The organism is Streptomyces sp. ALI-76-A (assembly GCF_030287445.1).
Lineage (GTDB): Bacteria > Actinomycetota > Actinomycetes > Streptomycetales > Streptomycetaceae > Streptomyces.
The window spans coordinates 1,748,920-1,766,380 of the sequence record NZ_JASVWB010000002.1; the positions used below are offsets into that span (position 1 = coordinate 1,748,920).

Consider the following 17,461-nt stretch of genomic DNA (forward strand, 5'->3'; position numbering starts at 1 on the left):
GTCGCACCCGCGTGAGCAGGCCGCGGCGGGGACGGCGGGCGCGGTGGTGGGCGGCCGGGGGACGCGGTGGCGGGGGCGGCCTGGGGAGGCGGTGGTGAGTGGCAGGCCAACGCGGTGGCGGGGCGGTGGGGACGCGTTGATGCGTGGCCGGCGAACGCGGTGGCGGGGCGGTGGGGACGCGTTGATGCGTGGCCGGCGAACGCGGTGGCGGGGCGGTGGGGACGCGGTCGGCAGGGACGGACGACCGGCCGGCCGGAGGCCGTCGGCACAGGCGGTGGCCGTCCCGCGTGGCCCGGCACTCGCCGGGGCCCGCCGCGCCGAGTACGATCCGGCCCACACGCGCACGAGCAGGGAGGACGGACGTTGGGGCGGCTGACCGGCGGGGATCCCTCGCTGCTGCGAAGGATCAATTCCGCGGTGGTGCTGCACGCGCTGCGTGCCACGGACTGCGCGACACTGACCGAGATCACCCGGGTGACGGGTCTGTCCCGGCCGACGGTCGAGGGTGTCGTCGAGGGACTCATCGAGGTGGGCTACGTCGTCGAGAAGGCGGCCGACGAGAGTGTCGTCCGACGTCAGGGGCGGCCCGCACGACGGTTCCGGTTCCGGGCCGAGGCCGGTCATCTGCTGGGCCTGGAGATCGGGGCGCACCGCGTCGCCGCGCTCCTGTCCGACCTGGACGGCCGGATCATCGGCGCGCAGGCCAAGGACGTGGACGAGACCGCGTCGGCGGACGAGCGGCTGGAGCGGCTGCGGACCGCGGTGGCCGAGCTGCTGCGCCGGGCCGGAGTCGCCCGCGGCTCCCTGCGCGCGGTGGGTGTCGGTACGCCGGGGATCGTGGAGGCGGACGGCACCGTCCGGCTGGGCACCGCGCTGCCGGAGTGGACGGGGCTGCGCCTGGGTGAACGGCTGAGCCGGTCCTTCAAGTGCCCGGTCCTGGTGGAGAACGACGCCAACGCCGCCGCGGTCGCCGAGCACTGGAAGGGCTCCGCGACCGAGTCCGACGACGTGGTGTTCGTCCTGGCCGGGCTGAGCCCGGGCGCCGGCGCCCTGATCGGCGGGCGGCTGCACCGGGGGTACGGCGGAGCCGCCGGTGAGATCGGGGCGCTCCATCTGCTGGGCCGGGAGGCGACTCCGGAGACGCTGCTGTCCACCACGGACGAGCCGCTGCACCCGCTCGACGAGCAGGCGGTGGCCAAGGTCTTCGCGCAGGCCCGCGAGGGCGACCAGCGGGCCCGCGCGGCCGTGGACCGCTTCATCCACCGGCTGGTGCACGACGTGGCGGCGCTGGTGCTGGCCCTGGATCCGGAGCTGGTCGTGATCGGCGGCTGGGCGGCCGGCCTGGACGGCGTACTGGAGCCGCTGCGACGGGAGTTGGACCGCTACTGCCTGCGCCCTCCGAAGGTCGCCCTGTCCCTCCTGGGCGAGGCCGCCGTGGCGACCGGCGCGCTGCGGCTGGCCCTCGACCACGTGGAGGAGCAACTGTTCGCGGTGGAGGGCACGGTGACGGCCCGCCGCTGAGGCGGGTCGGTCCTGTGACGGTGGGCTGCCGGTACGGCCACCCGGTCCCCGTCCGACCGGTACCAGCCGGTCCGCAACCGTCGGCCCTGCAACCCGGCACCCGTCGCAAGGGCAACCGTCAGCCCGGCACCATCGGTCCGGTACCGGACGACCCGGTACCGGTTGGCCGGCAGCCGGCTGTCGCCCGGCCCGACGAGCGCGGACGTGGTCTGCGGTGGTCAGGAGGCCCGGCGCTCCGGGTCCTGGTGGATCTCCACGCCGCCGGAGTCCCCGAAGGTCAGCCGGCAGGTGTCCGCCCGGTACGTGGCGACGGAGAGCGCGGCGGTGCGGCCGGCGGCGAGGTAACGGGTGGTGACGACGAGGACGGGCGCCCCCGGGAGCCGGTCCAGCTCCTTCGCGTCGTCCGCGCGGGCGGACCCGAGTTCGACGGCGCTCTCCTGGCCCTCCAGCTCCAGCCGCTGGAGCTCGCGCAGCACGGCACGCGCGCGTGCGGCTCCGGACGGCGCGTCTATGGCCGACAGCTCGGGCACCGCCGACTCCGCGATGTAGAGCAGCTCGGCGGCGACGGGCTGGCCGTGGGTCGTGCGCGAACGGCGGACCGTGTGCACGCGCTGGTCCTCACCGGTCTCCAGGGCGGCGGCGACGGCCGCGGGCGGCACGTCCAGGGTGCAGTCGACGGGCTGCCAGACGTCCCCGGCCGCGCCCGGCCAGTCGTGCTGCTCCGTGCCGACGGCCACGCCCACGCGCGGCGGGGCGACGGTCGTACCGACACCGCGGCGGCGCTGGAGCCTGCCCTCCAGTTCCAGCTGTTCCAGCGCCTGGCGGAGCGTGGCGCGGGCGACACCGAAGCGAGCGGCGAGGTCGCGCTCGTTGGGCAGGATCTCGCCCACGGAGAATTCGGAGTCCAGTGCCTCCGTGAGCACCGTCTTGAGATGCCAGTACTTCGGTTCCGGCACCGTTTCCAGCTGCGTGGTCCCCACCCTGTCCTCCGCAATCGCCGTGATCCGGCGGCTTTTTAACGCCCTTGTTTATTAAAGGTTGTTGCACTTCTCTGCGACCATAGGACGGCCCCCACCCTTGGTCAAGACCAATCCGGGCGGTTCGGGGCACCCAGGATCTCAGCCGGAGGCCAGGGAGAGCAGCTTGTCGGGATTGCGGATGATGTAGACGGCCTGAATACGTCCGTCCAGGACGTCCAACTGGAAGACGGCGTCGGGTTTGCCGCCGGACAGGACGAGGATCGCGGGGCCGCCGTTGACCTCCAGGAAGCGGAAGGACAGGTCGGGGGCACTCTTCCGGGCGGCGCCGAGCAGGAAGCGGCCCACGTTGTCGGCCGTCTCCAGGACCCGCAGCGGCGCCTTGGACTTGCCTCCGCTGTCGCCGACGAGACGGACATCCGGTGCGAGCAGGGACATCAGCCCCTCCAGGTCGCCGCCCCCGGCGGCGGCCAGGAACCGCTCGGTGAGATCGCGCCGCTGGACCGGGTCGACCTGGTAGCGGGGCCGCCGCTCCTCGACGTGCCGGCGCGCCCGCCCGGCGAGCCGGCGCACGGCGGGCTCGCCCCGGTCCAGCATGGCGGCGATCTCGGCGTACGGGTAGCCGAACGCCTCGCGCAGGACGAACACCGCGCGCTCCAGCGGCGACAGCGACTCCAGCACGACCAGGACGGCGAGGGAGACGGTGTCGGCGAGCACCGCCCGCTCCTCGGTGTCGGGCACGGTGTCCCCGAAATCGGTGACGTACGGCTCGGGCAGCCACGGGCCGACGTACGTCTCGCCGCGCGCCTTCACCTGGCGCAGCCGGTCGATGGCGAGGCGGGTGGTGACGCGCACAAGGTAGGCGCGCGGCTGGCGCACCTCACCGCGGTCGGCGGCCGACCAGCGGAGCCAGGCCTCCTGCACGACGTCCTCGGCGTCGGCCACGCGGCCGAGCATGCGGTAGGCGACGCCCAGGAGGACGGGGCGGTGCGTTTCGAAGTCGTCGGTCACGTCGGTCACGGTGTCGGCGGTCACGACTCCATCCCAGCCGAGGGGCGCGACCGTGTCCAGGCGCCCCGGGGCGCGCCCTCTTTGGGGGCTACCAGCCGGTAGCAATTGCTGACAAGCTGTCTACCCCGTGTTCGCCTGTGCGGCCGCCAGTCCGCCAGTCCGCCAGTCCGCCGAGGAGCATCTCCATGTCCACCAGCACTGTGTCGTTCGACGTGCCCTCTCCCAGGGGCCCTCAGCCCGTCACCGTCTCGTACACGCGCGCGGGCAGCGGCGCTCCCCTGCTCCTGCTGCACGGGATCGGGCACCACCGGCAGGCCTGGGACCCGGTGGTGGACATCCTCGCGGCCGAGCGTGACGTGATCAGTGTCGACCTGCCCGGGTTCGGGGTCTCCCCCGGTCTGCCGGACGGTCTCGCCTACGACCTGGCCACCACCACCGCGGTGTTCGGCGCGTTCTGCGAGGCGCTGGAACTCGACCGGCCGCACGTGGCGGGCAACTCGCTCGGCGGGCTGCTCGCCCTGGAGCTGGGCCGGGAGAAGCTCGTGCGGTCGGTCACCGCGCTGTCCCCGGCCGGGTTCTGGACGCTGGCCGAGCGGCGCTACGCCTTCGGTGTGCTCCTCAGCATGCGGCGCATCGCCGAGCGGATGCCGCTGCCGCTGGTCGAGCGACTGGCCCGCTCGGCGGCCGGCCGGGCCGTCCTGACGAGCACCATCTACGCCCGCCCGAGCCGCCGCGCGCCCGAGGCCGTCGTCGCGGAGACACTGGCGCTGGCGCGGGCCACCGGCTTCACCGAGACCCTCCGGGCCGGTACCAGCGTCCAGTTCACCAAGGACATCCCCGACCTCCCGGTCACCCTGGCCTGGGGCACACGGGACTGGCTGCTGGTGCCGCGGCAGGGCGTCCGGGCCAAGGCAATCATCCCCCGGGCGCGGCTGGTGCGGCTGCCCGGCTGCGGTCACTGCCCGATGAACGACGACCCCGCGCTCGTCGCGCGCGTCCTTCTCGACGGCAGCCGCTGAAGGGACGAGGGCGAGGCGCACCCTCCAGCGCCCCGACGGCTCTCCGCCGACGCGCGGGCGGGTGGCCCGACCCTGAAGCTGTCCGGGCTGGAGGCGTTCCGCGCCGACCGCCCCCGCACAAAAGCGGAGGTGTTCCCGTTCCGGCGCGTTTAGGGTCCCGTGCCATGACGTCGTCATCAACCGGTCCAGGTGACCGCCCGGCCGCCGGCTTGGAGGCCCTCGACTCCGGGGCTGCCGACCCCGGGGCTGCCGATTCCAGGGCCGCCGGCTCCGGAGCTGCCGGTTCCGGGGCCGCCGGCACCGAAGGCACGGGCTCCGAAGGCACCGGCTCCGGAGGCACCGCGTGGGAGTTGCTTCTGCCCGCGGCGTCGGCGCCGGCCCGCGCGCGCGGGCGTGCGCTCCAGGAGGCCCTGCGTGCGGCGGTCCGCTCGGGGCGGCTCACGGCGGGCACCCGGCTGCCGTCGAGCCGGGACCTGGCGGCCGACCTCGGCGTGTCGCGGGGCCTGGTCACGGAGGCGTACGAGCAGTTGACGGCGGAGGGCTATCTGCGCAGTGGCCGCGGGGCCGGGACGTGGGTGGGCGACGCGGTGCGGGCCGCGCGTCCCCGCGCGCGTGACCTCGCCCCGCGCTCCCCCGGCGCCAAGGCCGACTTCGTTCCGGGCACCCCGGACCTGGCGCTGTTCCCGCGTGCCGCGTGGGCCGCCGCGCAGCGCGGTGTACTGGCCGAGGTGGCGCACCAGGAACTCGGCTACCCCGACCCGCGCGGACTGCCCCGGCTGCGCACCGCGCTGGCCGAACTGCTGGCGCGTCGCCGGGGCGTGGTCGCCGACCCGGAACGGATCGTGATCGTCGCCGGGGTGACCCAGGCGACCGCGCTCCTCGGTTTCGTCCTCCGCGCGCGCGGGGTGCGTTCCGTCGGGGTCGAGGACCCCGGAAGCCCCCAGCACGCCGAGCTGTACGCGGCGGCCGGCGTCACCACGGTGCCGGTGCCCCTGGACGGCGAGGGCCTCGCCGTCGAAGCGCTGCGGGCCTCGGGTGTACGGGCCGTGGTGACGACCCCCGCCCACCAGTTCCCCACCGGGGTCGCCTACTCCGCGCGGCGCCGCGCCGACCTGCTCGACTGGGCGCGGTCCGTGGACGGCCTCGTCCTGGAGGACGACTACGACGGCGACTTCCGCTACGACCGCGCCCCCGTCGGCGCGTTGCAGGGGCTCGACCCGGAACACGTGGCCTACACCGGCTCGGTCAGCAAGTCCCTCGCGCCGGGGCTGCGGCTGGGCTGGCTGCTGGTCCCGGACCCGCTCGTCGAGGAGGTCGTCGCCCGCAAGCGGACCCTGGACCTCGGTCATCCCTCCCTGGACCAGGCGCTGTTCGCCCGGTTCGTGGAGCGCGGCGACTACGACCGCCAGTTGCGCCGCTGCCAACGCGCCTACCGGGAACGGCGGGACGCCCTCGTCACCGCCCTGGAGGAGCACTTCCCCGGCACGGAGGTGTCCGGGATCTCCGCGGGACTGCACGTCATCGCCGCGCTGCCGGAGCGCTACGGCCCCCAGGACCGGTTCCTCGCGGACCTGGCGGCGGCCGGGGTGGCCGTACGCCCGCTGTCGGACTGCAGACACGTGCGTACCGAGGCCGACGGCAAGGGCACGATCCGGCTGGTCCTCGGGTACGCGCACCTGTCGCCCGCGCGCATCCGGGACGGCGTACGGAGGATGGCCGAGGCGGCCGCCTGCTGACGGGCGTCACGGCCACAGGCTGACCGGCGTGGTGGGGGCCATCCCGGCGGGCGTGACGGGGCCTATGCCGACGGGCCTGGCGAGCCGCATGCCGACGGGCGTGGCTGGTCCCGAGCCGACGGGCTGGCAGCCGCACGCCGTGCATACCAGCGGGCGTGGCTGGTCCCGAGCCGACGGACATGGCGGCCGCCTGCCGACCAGCCCGACGCACGCACGGGCCACATGCCGACGGGCGTGGCTGGTCCCATGCCCGCGGTGGGGCGGGTGGGCGTTCGGCGGGTTCGTGCCTGTCGGGGGAGACCTGTGGGCGGGTGGATGTGCGGCGGTCGTGCGGAGGTGTCCGTCGGGCGGGCAGGTGTGCGGCGGTTCTGCGTGACGGGGGCGGCCCGTGGGGGCGGGTGGGTGTGCGGCGGTCGTGTACGCGAGGGGCCCGCCGTGTGGGGCAGGTCGGTGTGCGGCGGAGGTCTCCCCCGACGCGCACGAACCCGTTCGAACACCCACCCCTCCCGACAGGCCCCGACAGAGCCACCGGATCCCGCGTGGCGGGCCACCGCCGGTCATGCCGCGCACACGGGTCCCCTTGTGCTCGGGGTCAGTTGTTCACCTGTGGTTTCCGTGCGCGCTGCGGCGCCCCCGTAGTTGTGGCACTGCACACTGGCCGGATCCCGTTCCCCGGAGGCGTCTCCATGTCCCACCGTCCGCTTCCCGGCCGCCGCAGTGTTCTGCGCGGCTCCCTGGCCGCCTCGGCGGCCCTGACCCTGCCCGGCGCGCTCGGCGCGGCGCCGGCCTTCGCCCTGTCCGGGCGCCCGAAGGCGGGCTGGGGCGTGCAGACGGGAGACGTGACCACCGACTCCGGTCTGGTGTGGGTGCGCTCCGACCGGCCGGCCCGGATGATCGTCGAGACGTCCGCGACGGAGTCGTTCCGCAATCCGCGCAGATGGCACGGACCGCTGCTCGGCACGGGCACGGACTTCACCGGCACCACGCGGCTGCGCGGGCTGCCGTCGGGCGAGCAGATCCACTACCGCGTCCTGCTCGCCGACCCGGACGACCCGCGCCGCACCGGCGAGCCGGTGACCGGCACCTTCCGCACGGCGTCCGCCAGGCGGCGCGACGGCGTGCGGTTCGTCTGGTCCGGCGACCTGGCCGGGCAGGGCTGGGGCATCAACCCGGACCTCGGCGGCTACCGGATCTACGACGCGATGGCGGCGCTCGACCCGGACTTCTTCCTGTGCAGCGGCGACAACATCTACGCCGACGGCCCGATCAGCGCGACCGCCGCCCTGCCCGACGGCGGCACCTGGCGGAACATCACCACCGAGGAGAAGTCCAAGGTCGCCGAGACCCTGGCCGAGTTCCGCGGCAATTTCCGGTACAACCTGCTGGACGACAACCTGAAGAGGTTCAACGCCCAGGTGCCGTCCATCATCCAGTGGGACGACCACGAGGTCACCAACAACTGGTACCCGGGCGAGATCCTCGGTGACGCCCGGTACACGGAGAAGCGGGTCGACGTCCTCGCCGCCCGCGCCCGGCAGGCGTTCGCGGAGTACTTCCCGATCTCGACGCTGCGCCGCCCCGACGGCCGGGTCCACCGGGTCCAGCACCACGGCCCGCTACTGGACGTCTTCGTCCTCGACATGCGCACCTACCGCAACGCGAACTCGACGGACGACCAGCCCGCCGACGCGCAGGGCATCCTCGGCCGCGAGCAGCTGGAGTGGCTCAAGCGCGAGCTGGCCCGCTCCCGCGCGGTGTGGAAGGTGATCGCCTCCGACATGCCGATCGGCCTGGTCGTCCCGGACACCGGTGACGGCAAGCCGAACATCGAGGCCGTCGCGCAGGGCGACCCGGGCGCGCCGCTCGGCCGTGAGCTCCAGATCGCCGAACTGCTGCGGTTCGTCAAGCACCGGCGGATCACCGGCACGGTGTGGCTGACCGCCGACGTCCACTACACCTCGGCCCAGCACTACGACCCCTCGCGGGCCGCGTTCAAGGACTTCGCGCCGTTCTGGGAGTTCGTCTCGGGGCCGCTGAACGCGGGTGCCTTCCCGGCCAACACACTGGACGGCACGTTCGGCCCGGACCGGGTCTTCGTGAAGGCGCCCACCGTGGCCAACGTCTCGCCCGCCGGCGGCTACCAGTTCTTCGGGGAGGTCGACATCGACGGCGACAGCGGGGACCTGACCGTGCGGCTGCGGGAGCAGGACGGCACCGTCCTGTTCACCCAGGTGCTACGGCCGGGCCGGGTCGGCCAGTAACCCCGTACCGTCGAGGGGCCGTTGCTGTCCAGGGGCCGTTGCTTGCCGGGGGCCGTTGCTTGCCGGGGGCCGTTGCTTGCCGGGGGCCGTTGCTTGCCGGGGGGTCGTCACGCATCCGGCGTCATGTTCGGGTAGGCGACACCTCGGCGTCAGATTGATGTCCCACCTTGTCGGCACTGATCCGAAAAGGGACAGAACGACACTTTACCGATCAGTCACAGAGCGTTCGTGATCACGCAACACCGTTCCTTCACAGTGGTTGCATGACTCGAGAACTGTCTGTTGTGACACGCGCCAGAGACGGCCGCCCCGTGCACCACTGGCGGCGCGACATCATCGAACTCGCCGCCCTGTTCACGGCCGTCGCGGTGGCGGACGCCGTGGCGAACCTGGTCGGCCACGGCCCCGACGGTCCCGCGCTGCTGGTGGTCTCGGCGGTCCTGCTGATCGCCACGGCCTCCTTCCACACATGGTGGGCACGCCATCACGGTCATGCCCCGCCGACCGGTGATACCGGTGCCCGGCCGCTGCCCGGGGAGCGGGAGGCCGGGCCGTCGGACCAGCCGGCATCGGGTGCGGACGCGGTGGCCGGGGAGAGCACCCTGTGGCGGATGCGGACGACGGTGAAGGACACGCCGGGCTCCCTGGCCACCCTGTGCACAGCCCTCGCCGGGCAGCGGGTCGACATCCTGAGCCTCCAGACGCATCCGCTGGCCGACGGCACGGTGGACGAGTTCCTGCTGCGCGCCCCCGCCGCACTCGCGGGCTCCGAGGTGACCCGGGTCGTCGCGCTGGCCGGCGGTGCCGACACCTGGATCGAGCGGGCGGACGCCCATGACCTGGTGGACGCGCCGACCCGGGTCCTCGGCCTGGCCACCCGCACAGCGCTGGACGCGGCCGAACTCCCGCTGGCGCTGCGGCAGTTGCTGGGCCGGTGCACCATCCGTTCGCTGCCCGCCAGGCCGGTGACCGGAAGCGGGAGTGCGCAGTCCGTGCCGGTGGAGGGGGTGCTGGAGGACACCGTGATGCGGCTGCGGGCTCCGGAAGGCGGCGTGATCACCGTGGAGCGGCCGTATCTGCCCTTCACCCCGACCGAGTTCGCGCGGGCGCGCGCCCTGGTGGAACTGGACGCGCGGCTCGGTCCGCGGGTGCCGCTGGGCAAGGACGTGCTGACGCTGCCTGAGGGCAACTCGATCACCGTGCGGCGGGCCGACGTCGGTGACCTGGACGCCGCGAAGGCGATGCACGAACGGTGCTCGGCGCGGACGCTCGCGATGCGCTACCACGGTCCGGTCGGCGACGCCGACCGCTATCTGAACCACCTGCTCAGCCCGCGCTTCGGCCGGACCCTCGCCGTCCAGGCCGCCTCCGGGCGCGTCGTCGGACTCGGTCACCTCCTGTGGGACGGGGACGAGACGGAGGTCGCCCTGCTCGTCGAGGACGCCTGGCAACGGCGCGGCGTGGGGGCGGAACTCCTCGGCCGGCTGGTGGCGATGGCGGTCGAGGCCGGCTGCGCGAGCGTGTACGCGGTGACGCAGTCGTCCAACACCGGCATGGTCGCCGCGATGCGCGGCCTGGGGCTCCCCCTCGACTACCAGATCGAGGAGGGCACCCTGGTGATCACGGCCCGACTCGACCCGGCCCCGGTCGGCGCGCGGGCGCCGCACGGATACCGGCAGGAGCGGGAGTTCGACGAGGAGACCACGCGGGACCAGCGGAACGGCGGTTCCCTGGCGGAACGGACCGACTAGCGGGACGGGACCGACTGGCGGGACGGACCAACTGGCGGAACGGACCGACTGGCGGAACGGCCCGACCGACCAGCAGGACGGGCCACCGGCGTGCCGAACCGACCAGCGGGACGGAGCGGCCGGCAGGACGGAGGACCGGCGCCAGGGACCGACTAACGGGACGGGCAGTCGCGGGTTTCGGCTCGGCGCACGGTTCGGCGCACACTGCCGGGCCGTCCGCCGAGCGCCCGGTCCAGGTCCCGCCACAGGTCATCGACGTCCTCCAGCCCCACCGACAGCCGCAGCAGCCGGTCACTCACCCCGGCGCCCCGGCGGTCCTCGGCGGCCACGACACGGTGGCTGATCGAGGCGGGGTGCTGAAGGAGCGTGTCGACGCTGCCGAGACTCACGGCGGGGGTGATCAGCCGGACCCCGCCGATGACCTCGTGCGGGTCGCCGGCCACCTCGAAGGCGATCATCGCGCCGCCGAGGCGCGGGTAGCGGACGCGGCCGACGCGCGGATCGGCGGCAAGGCGCCGGGCCAGTTCGGCGGCCGTCGCGGAAGCGGCGCGCACCCGCACCGGAAGCGTCGCCAGGCCGCGCAGCAGCAGGTACCCGGCCAGCGGGTGCAGGACCCCGCCGGTGGCGAAGCGGACCTGCCGCAGCCGTCCGGCGAACTCCTCGTCGCAGGCCACCACGCCCGCCATCACGTCACCGTGGCCACCGAGGTACTTGGTGGCGCTGTGCAGCACCAGCCGCGCGCCGTGTTCGGCGGGCCGCTGGAGCACGGGGGTGGCGAAGGTGTTGTCCACGAGCAGCGGCACGGACCCGCAGGCGTGGGCCACGGCACGCAGGTCCGCCTCGACGAGCGTGGGATTGGCCGGGGACTCGACCATCACCAGCCCGGTGTCCGGGCGCAGGGCGTCCGCGATCCCGGCCGGATCGGTCCAGGTCACCTCGGAGCCGAGCAGTCCGGCGGTCAGCAGGTGGTCGCTACAGCCGTACAGGGGACGGACGGCCACCACGTGCCGCAGGCCCAGGGAGGCCCGTACCAGGAGGACGGCGGTCAGCGCGGCCATCCCGCTGGCGAAGGCGACCGCGGCCGCGGTGCCCTCCAGCCGGGCCAGCGCGGTCTCGAAGCGGGCGACGGTCGGGTTGCCCAGCCGGCCGTAGACCGGCGGACCGTCCGGCTCGGCACCGGTGGCGGCGAAGGCGTCGACACGGGCGGCCTCGCCGCGGCTGTCGTAGGACGGGTAGGTGGTGGACAGGTCGATCGGCGGGGCGTGCAGGCCCTGCCGGGCGAGGTCGTCGCGGCCGGCGTGGACGGCCTCGGTGGCCAGTGCTCTGGGTGCGGTGCGCGCTGAGTCCATGGACCGAAGGATGAACATCGGCCGAGGTCACGGGTCCGATCGCCGTGTTACGTTCGGCGCATGACCGCATCTGTCGTACTGGATCCGGTGGACCTCCATCTGCTGCGGCTGCTACAGAACGACGCCCGGACCACCTACCGGGACCTCGCCGCGCGGGTCGGTGTCGCGCCCTCGACCTGTCTGGACCGGGTGACCCGGCTGCGCCGCTCGGGCGTCATCCTGGGCCATCAGCTGCGGCTGGATCCGGCCAAGCTGGGGCGGGGCCTGGAGGCCCTGCTGTCCGTGCAGGTCAGGCCGCACCGGCGGGAGCTGGTGGGACCGTTCGTGGAACGGATCCGGGCGCTGCCGGAGTCGCGGACGGTCTTCCATCTGACCGGGCCCGACGACTACCTCGTGCTGGTCGCGGTCGCCGACATGGCGGATCTTCAGCGGCTGGTGCTGGACGAGTTCACGTCCCGGCGCGAAGTGGCACGCGTGGAGACCCGGCTGATCTTCCAGCAGTGGGACTGCGGGCCGCTGCTCCCGCCTACGCCCTCGGCTCAATCCGAGTGACGCGCGGCGGCCCCTCGTACGAGGATGGACCGCATGTCAGAGACCAAGAGCCCGCTGCCCCGTGAGGTCGCCGACGCCTACGTCGACGAGCTCATCGCCCTCGACCCGGTCACCGGAACCTACCTCGGTGTGCGGGAGAGTTCACGCCGTCTGCCCGATCTGTCGCCCGCGGGCCAGGAGGCGCTCGCGGAGCTGGCGCGCCGGACCCTCGCGCGGCTCGACGAGGCCGAGCGGCAGCCCGGCGCGGACAGCGACATCGAACGCCGGTGCGCCCGCCTGCTGCGCGAGCGGCTCACCGCGGAACTCGGGGTGCACGAGGCCGACGAGGGCCTGCGCGCGGTCGGCAACCTGGCCACGCCCGCCCACTCGGTGCGCGAGGTCTTCACCGTCACACCGACCGAGACCGACGAGGACTGGGCGGCGGTCGCCGAGCGGCTGCGCGCGGTACCGGCCGCGCTGGCGGGCTACCGCGCCTCCCTCGCGCTGGGCCTGGAGCGCAGGCTGTACGCCGGTCCGCGACCGACCGCCACCTTCGTCGGCCAGCTCGCCGAATGGGCGGACACCGACGGCAAGGGCACCGGCTGGTTCGAGGACTTCGCGTCGGCGGGCCCCGAGGCGCTGCGTCCGGAGCTCGACGAGGCGGCCCGCGCGGCGACCGCCGCCGTGGCCGAGCTGCGGGACTGGATGCGTGACGTGTACGCGCCGGCGATCGAGGGCGCCCCGAACACCGTGGGCCGTGAGCGGTACGCCCGCTGGTCGCGCTACTTCAACGGCACCGACCTCGACCTGGACGAGGCGTACGCGTACGGCTGGGCCGAGTACCACCGGCTGCTGGCCGAGATGACGCGGGAGGCGGAGAAGATCCTGCCCGATGCCCCAACGCCGTGGGTGGCGCTCGCCCACCTCGACGAGCACGGCAAGCACATCGAGGGCGTCGACGAGGTGCGGGACTGGCTGCAAGGCCTGATGGACCAGGCCATCGACGCGCTCGACGGCACCCATTTCGAACTCGCCGAGCGGGTGCGCAGGGTCGAGTCGCGCATCGCCCCGCCCGGTGGCGCGGCGGCCCCCTACTACACGCCCCCGTCGGAGGACTTCTCCCGTCCGGGCCGGACCTGGCTGCCGACGATGGGCCAGACCCGTTTCCCGGTCTACGACCTGGTCTCCACCTGGTACCACGAGGGCGTCCCGGGCCACCACCTTCAGCTCGCGCAGTGGGTGCACGTCGCCGGGAACCTCTCCCGCTACCAGGCATCCATCGGCATGGTGAGCGCCAACGCGGAGGGCTGGGCGCTGTACGCGGAGCGGCTGATGGACGAACTCGGCTTCCTCACGGACGCGGAGCAGCGGCTCGGCTATCTCGACGCGCAGATGATGCGGGCGGCCCGGGTCATCGTCGACATCGGCATGCACCTGGAGCTGGAGATCCCGGCGGACTCCCCCTTCCACCCCGGCGAGCGCTGGACGCCGGAGCTGGCACAGGAGTTCTTCGGCGCGCACAGCAGCCGTCCGGCGGACTTCGTGGAGAGCGAGCTGACCCGCTACCTGACGATCCCGGGGCAGGCGATCGGCTACAAGCTCGGCGAGCGTGCCTGGCTCCTCGGCCGGGAGAAGGCACGCGAGCGGCACGGCGACGCCTTCGACCTCAAGACCTGGCACATGGCGGCCCTGTCCCAGGGCTCGCTGGGCCTGGACGACCTGGTGGACGAGCTGTCCGCCCTCTGATCCGCGAGTGAGGCGGCCGACCGGTGCCGGGCCGTGCCCCGGACCCGGGGTCAGCGCCGGAAGCCGCCCTCCGAGTCGATGACCTGACCGGTGATCCAGCCCGCCTCGTCCGTGGCCAGCCACGCGATGAGGCGGGCGGGGTCGTCGGGCATGCCCCAGCGGCCGGCCGGGAACATCGCGGCGACGGCCTCGTACGCCTCACCGGTCAGGTAACCCGTGTCCACGGGACCGGGGTTGACCGTGTTCACGGTGACCCCGTGCTCGGCGAGGGTGGTCGACAGCGAACGCGTGACGGAGGCGAGGGCGCCCTTCTGGAGGGCGTACGCGATCTCGCCGGGCATGCCGGCGCCGTGGTCCTGACCGGACGTCATCATCACCACCCGGCCGCCCAGGGTGCCCGGCGGCAGCGTGGCGCGCAGCCGCGCGTAGGCCTGCACGAGCAGCAGCACCGAGCGGGTGTCGACCGCCCAGTGCGCGTCGAGCATCGTGGCGTCGATCGTGTCGAGGGTGCCGTCGAGGCCGCTGCGGGCGTGGTTGGCGACGAGGATGTCGAGCCGCCCGCCGAGCGCCGAGGCCGCGCTCGCGATCAACTCCCCGGACACGGCGGGGTCGGACAGGTCACCGGGCCCCGACACGACCCGGGCGTCCGGATCGGCGAGCGCCGCCCGCACGGAGGCGGCCACCTCCTCGGGACGGTCGGCACCCCACGGCATCTCCTCGTCGTGCGGGACGTGATGGTGCAGATAGACGCTCGCCCCGTAGGCGGCGAGCCGTCGCGCCACGGCATGCCCGATACCGGCCCGCCGACTGGCCCCGGTGACCAGGGCGGTCCGGCCGCGCAACGGCAAGGGGTCACGACGCAACTCTTCGGGAGTGGGACCGGGATGCGTAGGCCGAGGCATGGGGCCCATGATGAGCGGAGCCGGGGTGGACTCGCACGCCAATTCCGGACGCCGCGAGCGACGCACGGCGGGACTGGGGAGACGGTGTGCGCACGGTGGGACGACGCTCCCGGGCGCCCCAGGCGACGGGCCTGCGCCCGGACGGACCTGCGGCACTCGGACGCGCCGCCGAAACCACGTCCGCCGTCGGACTGGCGGGCTGCTGGGCTCGGGGCGTGCGCGCCGTCGCGCTGGACAGGGGGCGGCGGCGTGGTCCGAGTGGACACGCGGTGACCGTACGGCCGGGGCGGACACGCGTCACCGTGGTGAGCTGGGCAAGAGTCCACGCCGTCGCGCTCGACAAGCGGCCCGCACGGCCGTGCCGCACATGCAGCAACCGCGGTCGCGCGGAGCAAGACTCCCCGCCGTCGCCCCGGGCACGCGGCGATCGTGGTCCCGCCGGGCAAGAGTCCGCGCCGACAGCGACAAGCGGCCACCACACGGCCGGGGTGGACACGCGGCCACCGCGGTCGCGCGGAGCAAGACTCCCCGCCGTCGCCCCCGCGCACGCGGCCGTCGTGGTCCCGCCGGGCAAGAGCCCGCGCCGACAGCGACAAGCGGCCACCACACGGCCGGGGTGGACACGCGGCCACCGCGGTCGCGCGGAGCAAGACTCCGTGCCGTCGCCCCAGCACGCGGCCACCACGGTCGCGCGAACAAGACTCCCCGCCGTCGCCCCGCGCACGCGGCCGTCGTGGTCCCGCCGGGCAAGAGCCCGCGCCGTCGGCGACTCCGCACGCCCCGGGGTGGACACGCGGCCACCGCGGTCGCGCGGAGCGAGAGTCCGCGTCATCGCCCCCGACACGTGTGGCCCGTGTTCTCAGGACGGCTCTCTCCGCCGAGGTCAGTTCGGCAGGCGCCGTAGCTGTACGAGGCTGAGCCAGGTCTCGGGGCCGGGCTGGACCTGGGCGGCGCGTACCGCGTAGCTGCCCGGATCCAGGACGACCCTGACGTGGTCGGCGCGCGTGGAGTCGTGGCCCGGCCAGGCCGCGTCGAAGAGGACGACCGGTCCGGGCACGGTCCAGCGCACCTCGTCCTCCCAGTCCGCCGTGGCGAGAGCCGTCGGCACTCCGGCGAGCAGGTCGGCCTCGGAGTCGGCGGCGCCCCACCGGACGAAGGTCTCGTGGTCGGGCAGGAACGCGGTGGAGGCGGGTTCGTCCCCGAGGACCAGCGCCGCCGAGTCCCCGACCGGGAGCAGCCCCACGGTTCCGTCGACCTCGCAGGCCCGGTCGTAGTCCGAGGCGATCTCGTCCCCGTCGGCTCCCGCCCAGAACGGCAGGACCGTCTCCGGCACCGCTATGAGCGGCCCGCCGCCCGACTCGACCCACTCCACCGCGCCCGGATCCGCGTATCGCACCATGCGGCAGAACCTACACGCCCACCCATTTCACGGGACTGGGGCCTCAGCAACCGCAGTTCTCCGCGTCCGCCGGAGCGGTGAGCGGGTCGGCGGTCCGCCGCTCGCGGCCCTCCCAGGTCTCGAACGCGAAGCCCTCGCGTGCCCAGTACTCGAACCCGCCGAGCATCTCCTTGACCTGGTAGCCCAGTTCGGCGAGGGCGAGCGCGGCCCGGGTCGCGCCGTTGCAGCCGGGACCCCAGCAGTACGTCACGACCGGCACGTTCCTGTCGAGGATTCCCTCCGCCTGTGCGGGGATGAGGGCGGTGGGCAGATGGATCGCGCCGGGGATGTGCCCCTGGTCCCAGGACTCGGTGGAGCGGGAGTCCAGGACGACGAACCCGGGGTCGCCGTCGCCCGCGAGCGCGGCGGCGACGTCGGACACGTCGGCGTGGAAGGCGAGGCTCGCGCGGAAGTGGGCGGCGGCCTCGGCCGGGGGCGCGGGGGCGACCCGGAGGACGGGGTTGGCGGGGTTGGCGGGGTTGGCGGGGTTAGCGGGGTTAGCGGGGTTGGCGGGGTTAGCGGGGTCGACAGGCATGGTCGTGGTGCTGCTGACGCTCATGGGGTGGCCCTTTCGCCGGCGATGCGATGCCGTGGGGATGCAATGCGGTGCGGTGCTGCGCGGCGCGGTGCTGCGCGGTGCGGTGTGCTGCGGTCGGGTCGGGGCGCCGCGGTGCGGTGATCAGAAATCTACGGTCGTCGGTCACCTTCCAGAAGGCGTGATCCCCGGCGTACCGCTTGCTCCGCCGGTGATTCCCCTGCTATCCCTCGGGCATGACCGCGTTTTCCCCGGACGCCACCGACTGGCGCATCCTCGACGTCCTCCAGCGGGAGGGCCGGGCCAGTTTCGCCGAGTTGGCCCGTGCCGTGTCCATGTCCCCGAGCGCGGTGACCGAGCGGGTGCGGCGGCTGGAGGAGGCGGGCGTGATCCGGGGATACGCGGCCGTGGTGGACCCCGACCGGTTGGGCCTGCCGATCCTGGCGTTCGTGCGTCTGCGCTATCCGACCGGGAACTACAAGCCGTTCCACGACCTGGTCGACGCCACCGTCGAGATCCTGGAGGCGCACCACGTCACCGGTGACGACTGTTTCGTCATCAAGGTCGCCGCACGCTCCATGCGCCATCTCGAAGAGGTGACGGGCCGGATCGGCACGCTGGGTTCGGTCACCACCAGCGTGGTCTACTCGTCCCCGCTGCCCCGGCGCCCGCTCGGCCGCTGAC

General features: G+C 73.9%; 14 protein-coding genes. 8 read left to right on the forward strand and 6 right to left on the reverse strand.

The window, feature by feature from the left end; all coding sequences use genetic code 11:
- Window positions 1-363 precede the first annotated feature (363 nt).
- Window positions 364-1,521 (forward strand): ROK family protein, encoded by a 1,158-nt coding sequence (locus QQS16_RS08810; RefSeq protein ID WP_286061067.1) that lies wholly within the window; start codon window positions 364-366, stop codon window positions 1,519-1,521.
- A gap of 218 nt (window positions 1,522-1,739) precedes the next feature.
- On the opposite strand, the gene QQS16_RS08815 is transcribed toward QQS16_RS08810, so the two are convergent.
- A complete protein-coding gene (locus QQS16_RS08815) occupies window positions 1,740-2,501 on the reverse strand; it encodes a GntR family transcriptional regulator (RefSeq protein ID WP_286061068.1) in 762 nt (253 codons plus the stop codon).
- A gap of 138 nt (window positions 2,502-2,639) precedes the next feature.
- Window positions 2,640-3,533 (reverse strand): RNA polymerase sigma-70 factor, encoded by an 894-nt coding sequence (locus QQS16_RS08820; protein ID WP_286061069.1) that lies wholly within the window; start codon window positions 3,531-3,533, stop codon window positions 2,640-2,642.
- A 161-nt stretch (window positions 3,534-3,694) separates the two neighbouring features.
- Here QQS16_RS08820 and QQS16_RS08825 point away from each other — a divergent pair, with 161 nt between their 5' ends.
- The 4 genes from QQS16_RS08825 (at window position 3,695) to QQS16_RS08840 (ending at window position 10,276) form a co-directional block, all read left to right on the forward strand.
- The gene (locus QQS16_RS08825) at window positions 3,695-4,528 is read left to right on the forward strand and encodes an alpha/beta fold hydrolase (protein ID WP_286061070.1); all 834 of its coding nucleotides are present in this window, start codon (window positions 3,695-3,697) and stop codon (window positions 4,526-4,528) included.
- 350 nt (window positions 4,529-4,878) lie between these two features.
- On the forward strand, window positions 4,879-6,264 hold the full coding sequence (gene pdxR / locus QQS16_RS08830; protein WP_286061071.1) for a MocR-like pyridoxine biosynthesis transcription factor PdxR: 1,386 nt from the start codon (window positions 4,879-4,881) through the stop codon (window positions 6,262-6,264).
- A gap of 686 nt (window positions 6,265-6,950) precedes the next feature.
- On the forward strand, window positions 6,951-8,525 hold the full coding sequence (locus tag QQS16_RS08835) for an alkaline phosphatase D family protein (RefSeq protein WP_286061072.1): 1,575 nt from the start codon (window positions 6,951-6,953) through the stop codon (window positions 8,523-8,525).
- Between the two features lie 263 nt (window positions 8,526-8,788).
- Window positions 8,789-10,276 carry a GNAT family N-acetyltransferase gene (locus QQS16_RS08840; protein ID WP_286061073.1) on the forward strand — a complete coding sequence of 496 codons (1,488 nt, stop codon included), beginning with the start codon at window positions 8,789-8,791 and terminating at the stop codon, window positions 10,274-10,276.
- Window positions 10,277-10,428: 152 nt separating this feature from the next.
- On the opposite strand, the gene QQS16_RS08845 is transcribed toward QQS16_RS08840, so the two are convergent.
- Entirely contained in the window at window positions 10,429-11,625 is a 1,197-nt protein-coding gene (locus tag QQS16_RS08845; RefSeq protein WP_286061074.1) for a trans-sulfuration enzyme family protein, read from the reverse strand.
- Between the two features lie 60 nt (window positions 11,626-11,685).
- Here QQS16_RS08845 and QQS16_RS08850 point away from each other — a divergent pair, with 60 nt between their 5' ends.
- Both QQS16_RS08850 and QQS16_RS08855 read left to right on the forward strand, forming a co-directional pair.
- Window positions 11,686-12,177, forward strand: coding sequence for an Lrp/AsnC family transcriptional regulator (locus tag QQS16_RS08850; RefSeq protein WP_286061075.1), 492 nt, complete (start codon window positions 11,686-11,688; stop codon window positions 12,175-12,177).
- A gap of 33 nt (window positions 12,178-12,210) precedes the next feature.
- Window positions 12,211-13,902, forward strand: a complete 1,692-nt coding sequence (locus QQS16_RS08855; protein ID WP_286061076.1) for a DUF885 domain-containing protein — start codon at window positions 12,211-12,213, stop codon at window positions 13,900-13,902.
- A gap of 50 nt (window positions 13,903-13,952) precedes the next feature.
- On the opposite strand, the gene QQS16_RS08860 is transcribed toward QQS16_RS08855, so the two are convergent.
- The 3 genes from QQS16_RS08860 to QQS16_RS08870 form a co-directional block, all read right to left on the reverse strand.
- On the reverse strand, window positions 13,953-14,804 hold the full coding sequence (locus tag QQS16_RS08860) for an SDR family oxidoreductase (protein WP_286061077.1): 852 nt from the start codon (window positions 14,802-14,804) through the stop codon (window positions 13,953-13,955).
- Between the two features lie 883 nt (window positions 14,805-15,687).
- On the reverse strand, window positions 15,688-16,203 hold the full coding sequence (locus tag QQS16_RS08865) for an immunity 21 family protein (RefSeq protein ID WP_286061078.1): 516 nt from the start codon (window positions 16,201-16,203) through the stop codon (window positions 15,688-15,690).
- A 43-nt stretch (window positions 16,204-16,246) separates the two neighbouring features.
- On the reverse strand, window positions 16,247-16,777 hold the full coding sequence (locus QQS16_RS08870; protein ID WP_502963895.1) for a rhodanese-like domain-containing protein: 531 nt from the start codon (window positions 16,775-16,777) through the stop codon (window positions 16,247-16,249).
- A 236-nt stretch (window positions 16,778-17,013) separates the two neighbouring features.
- Here QQS16_RS08870 and QQS16_RS08875 point away from each other — a divergent pair, with 236 nt between their 5' ends.
- Window positions 17,014-17,460 (forward strand): Lrp/AsnC family transcriptional regulator, encoded by a 447-nt coding sequence (locus tag QQS16_RS08875; RefSeq protein ID WP_286061080.1) that lies wholly within the window; start codon window positions 17,014-17,016, stop codon window positions 17,458-17,460.
- Window position 17,461: the final 1 nt, after the last annotated feature.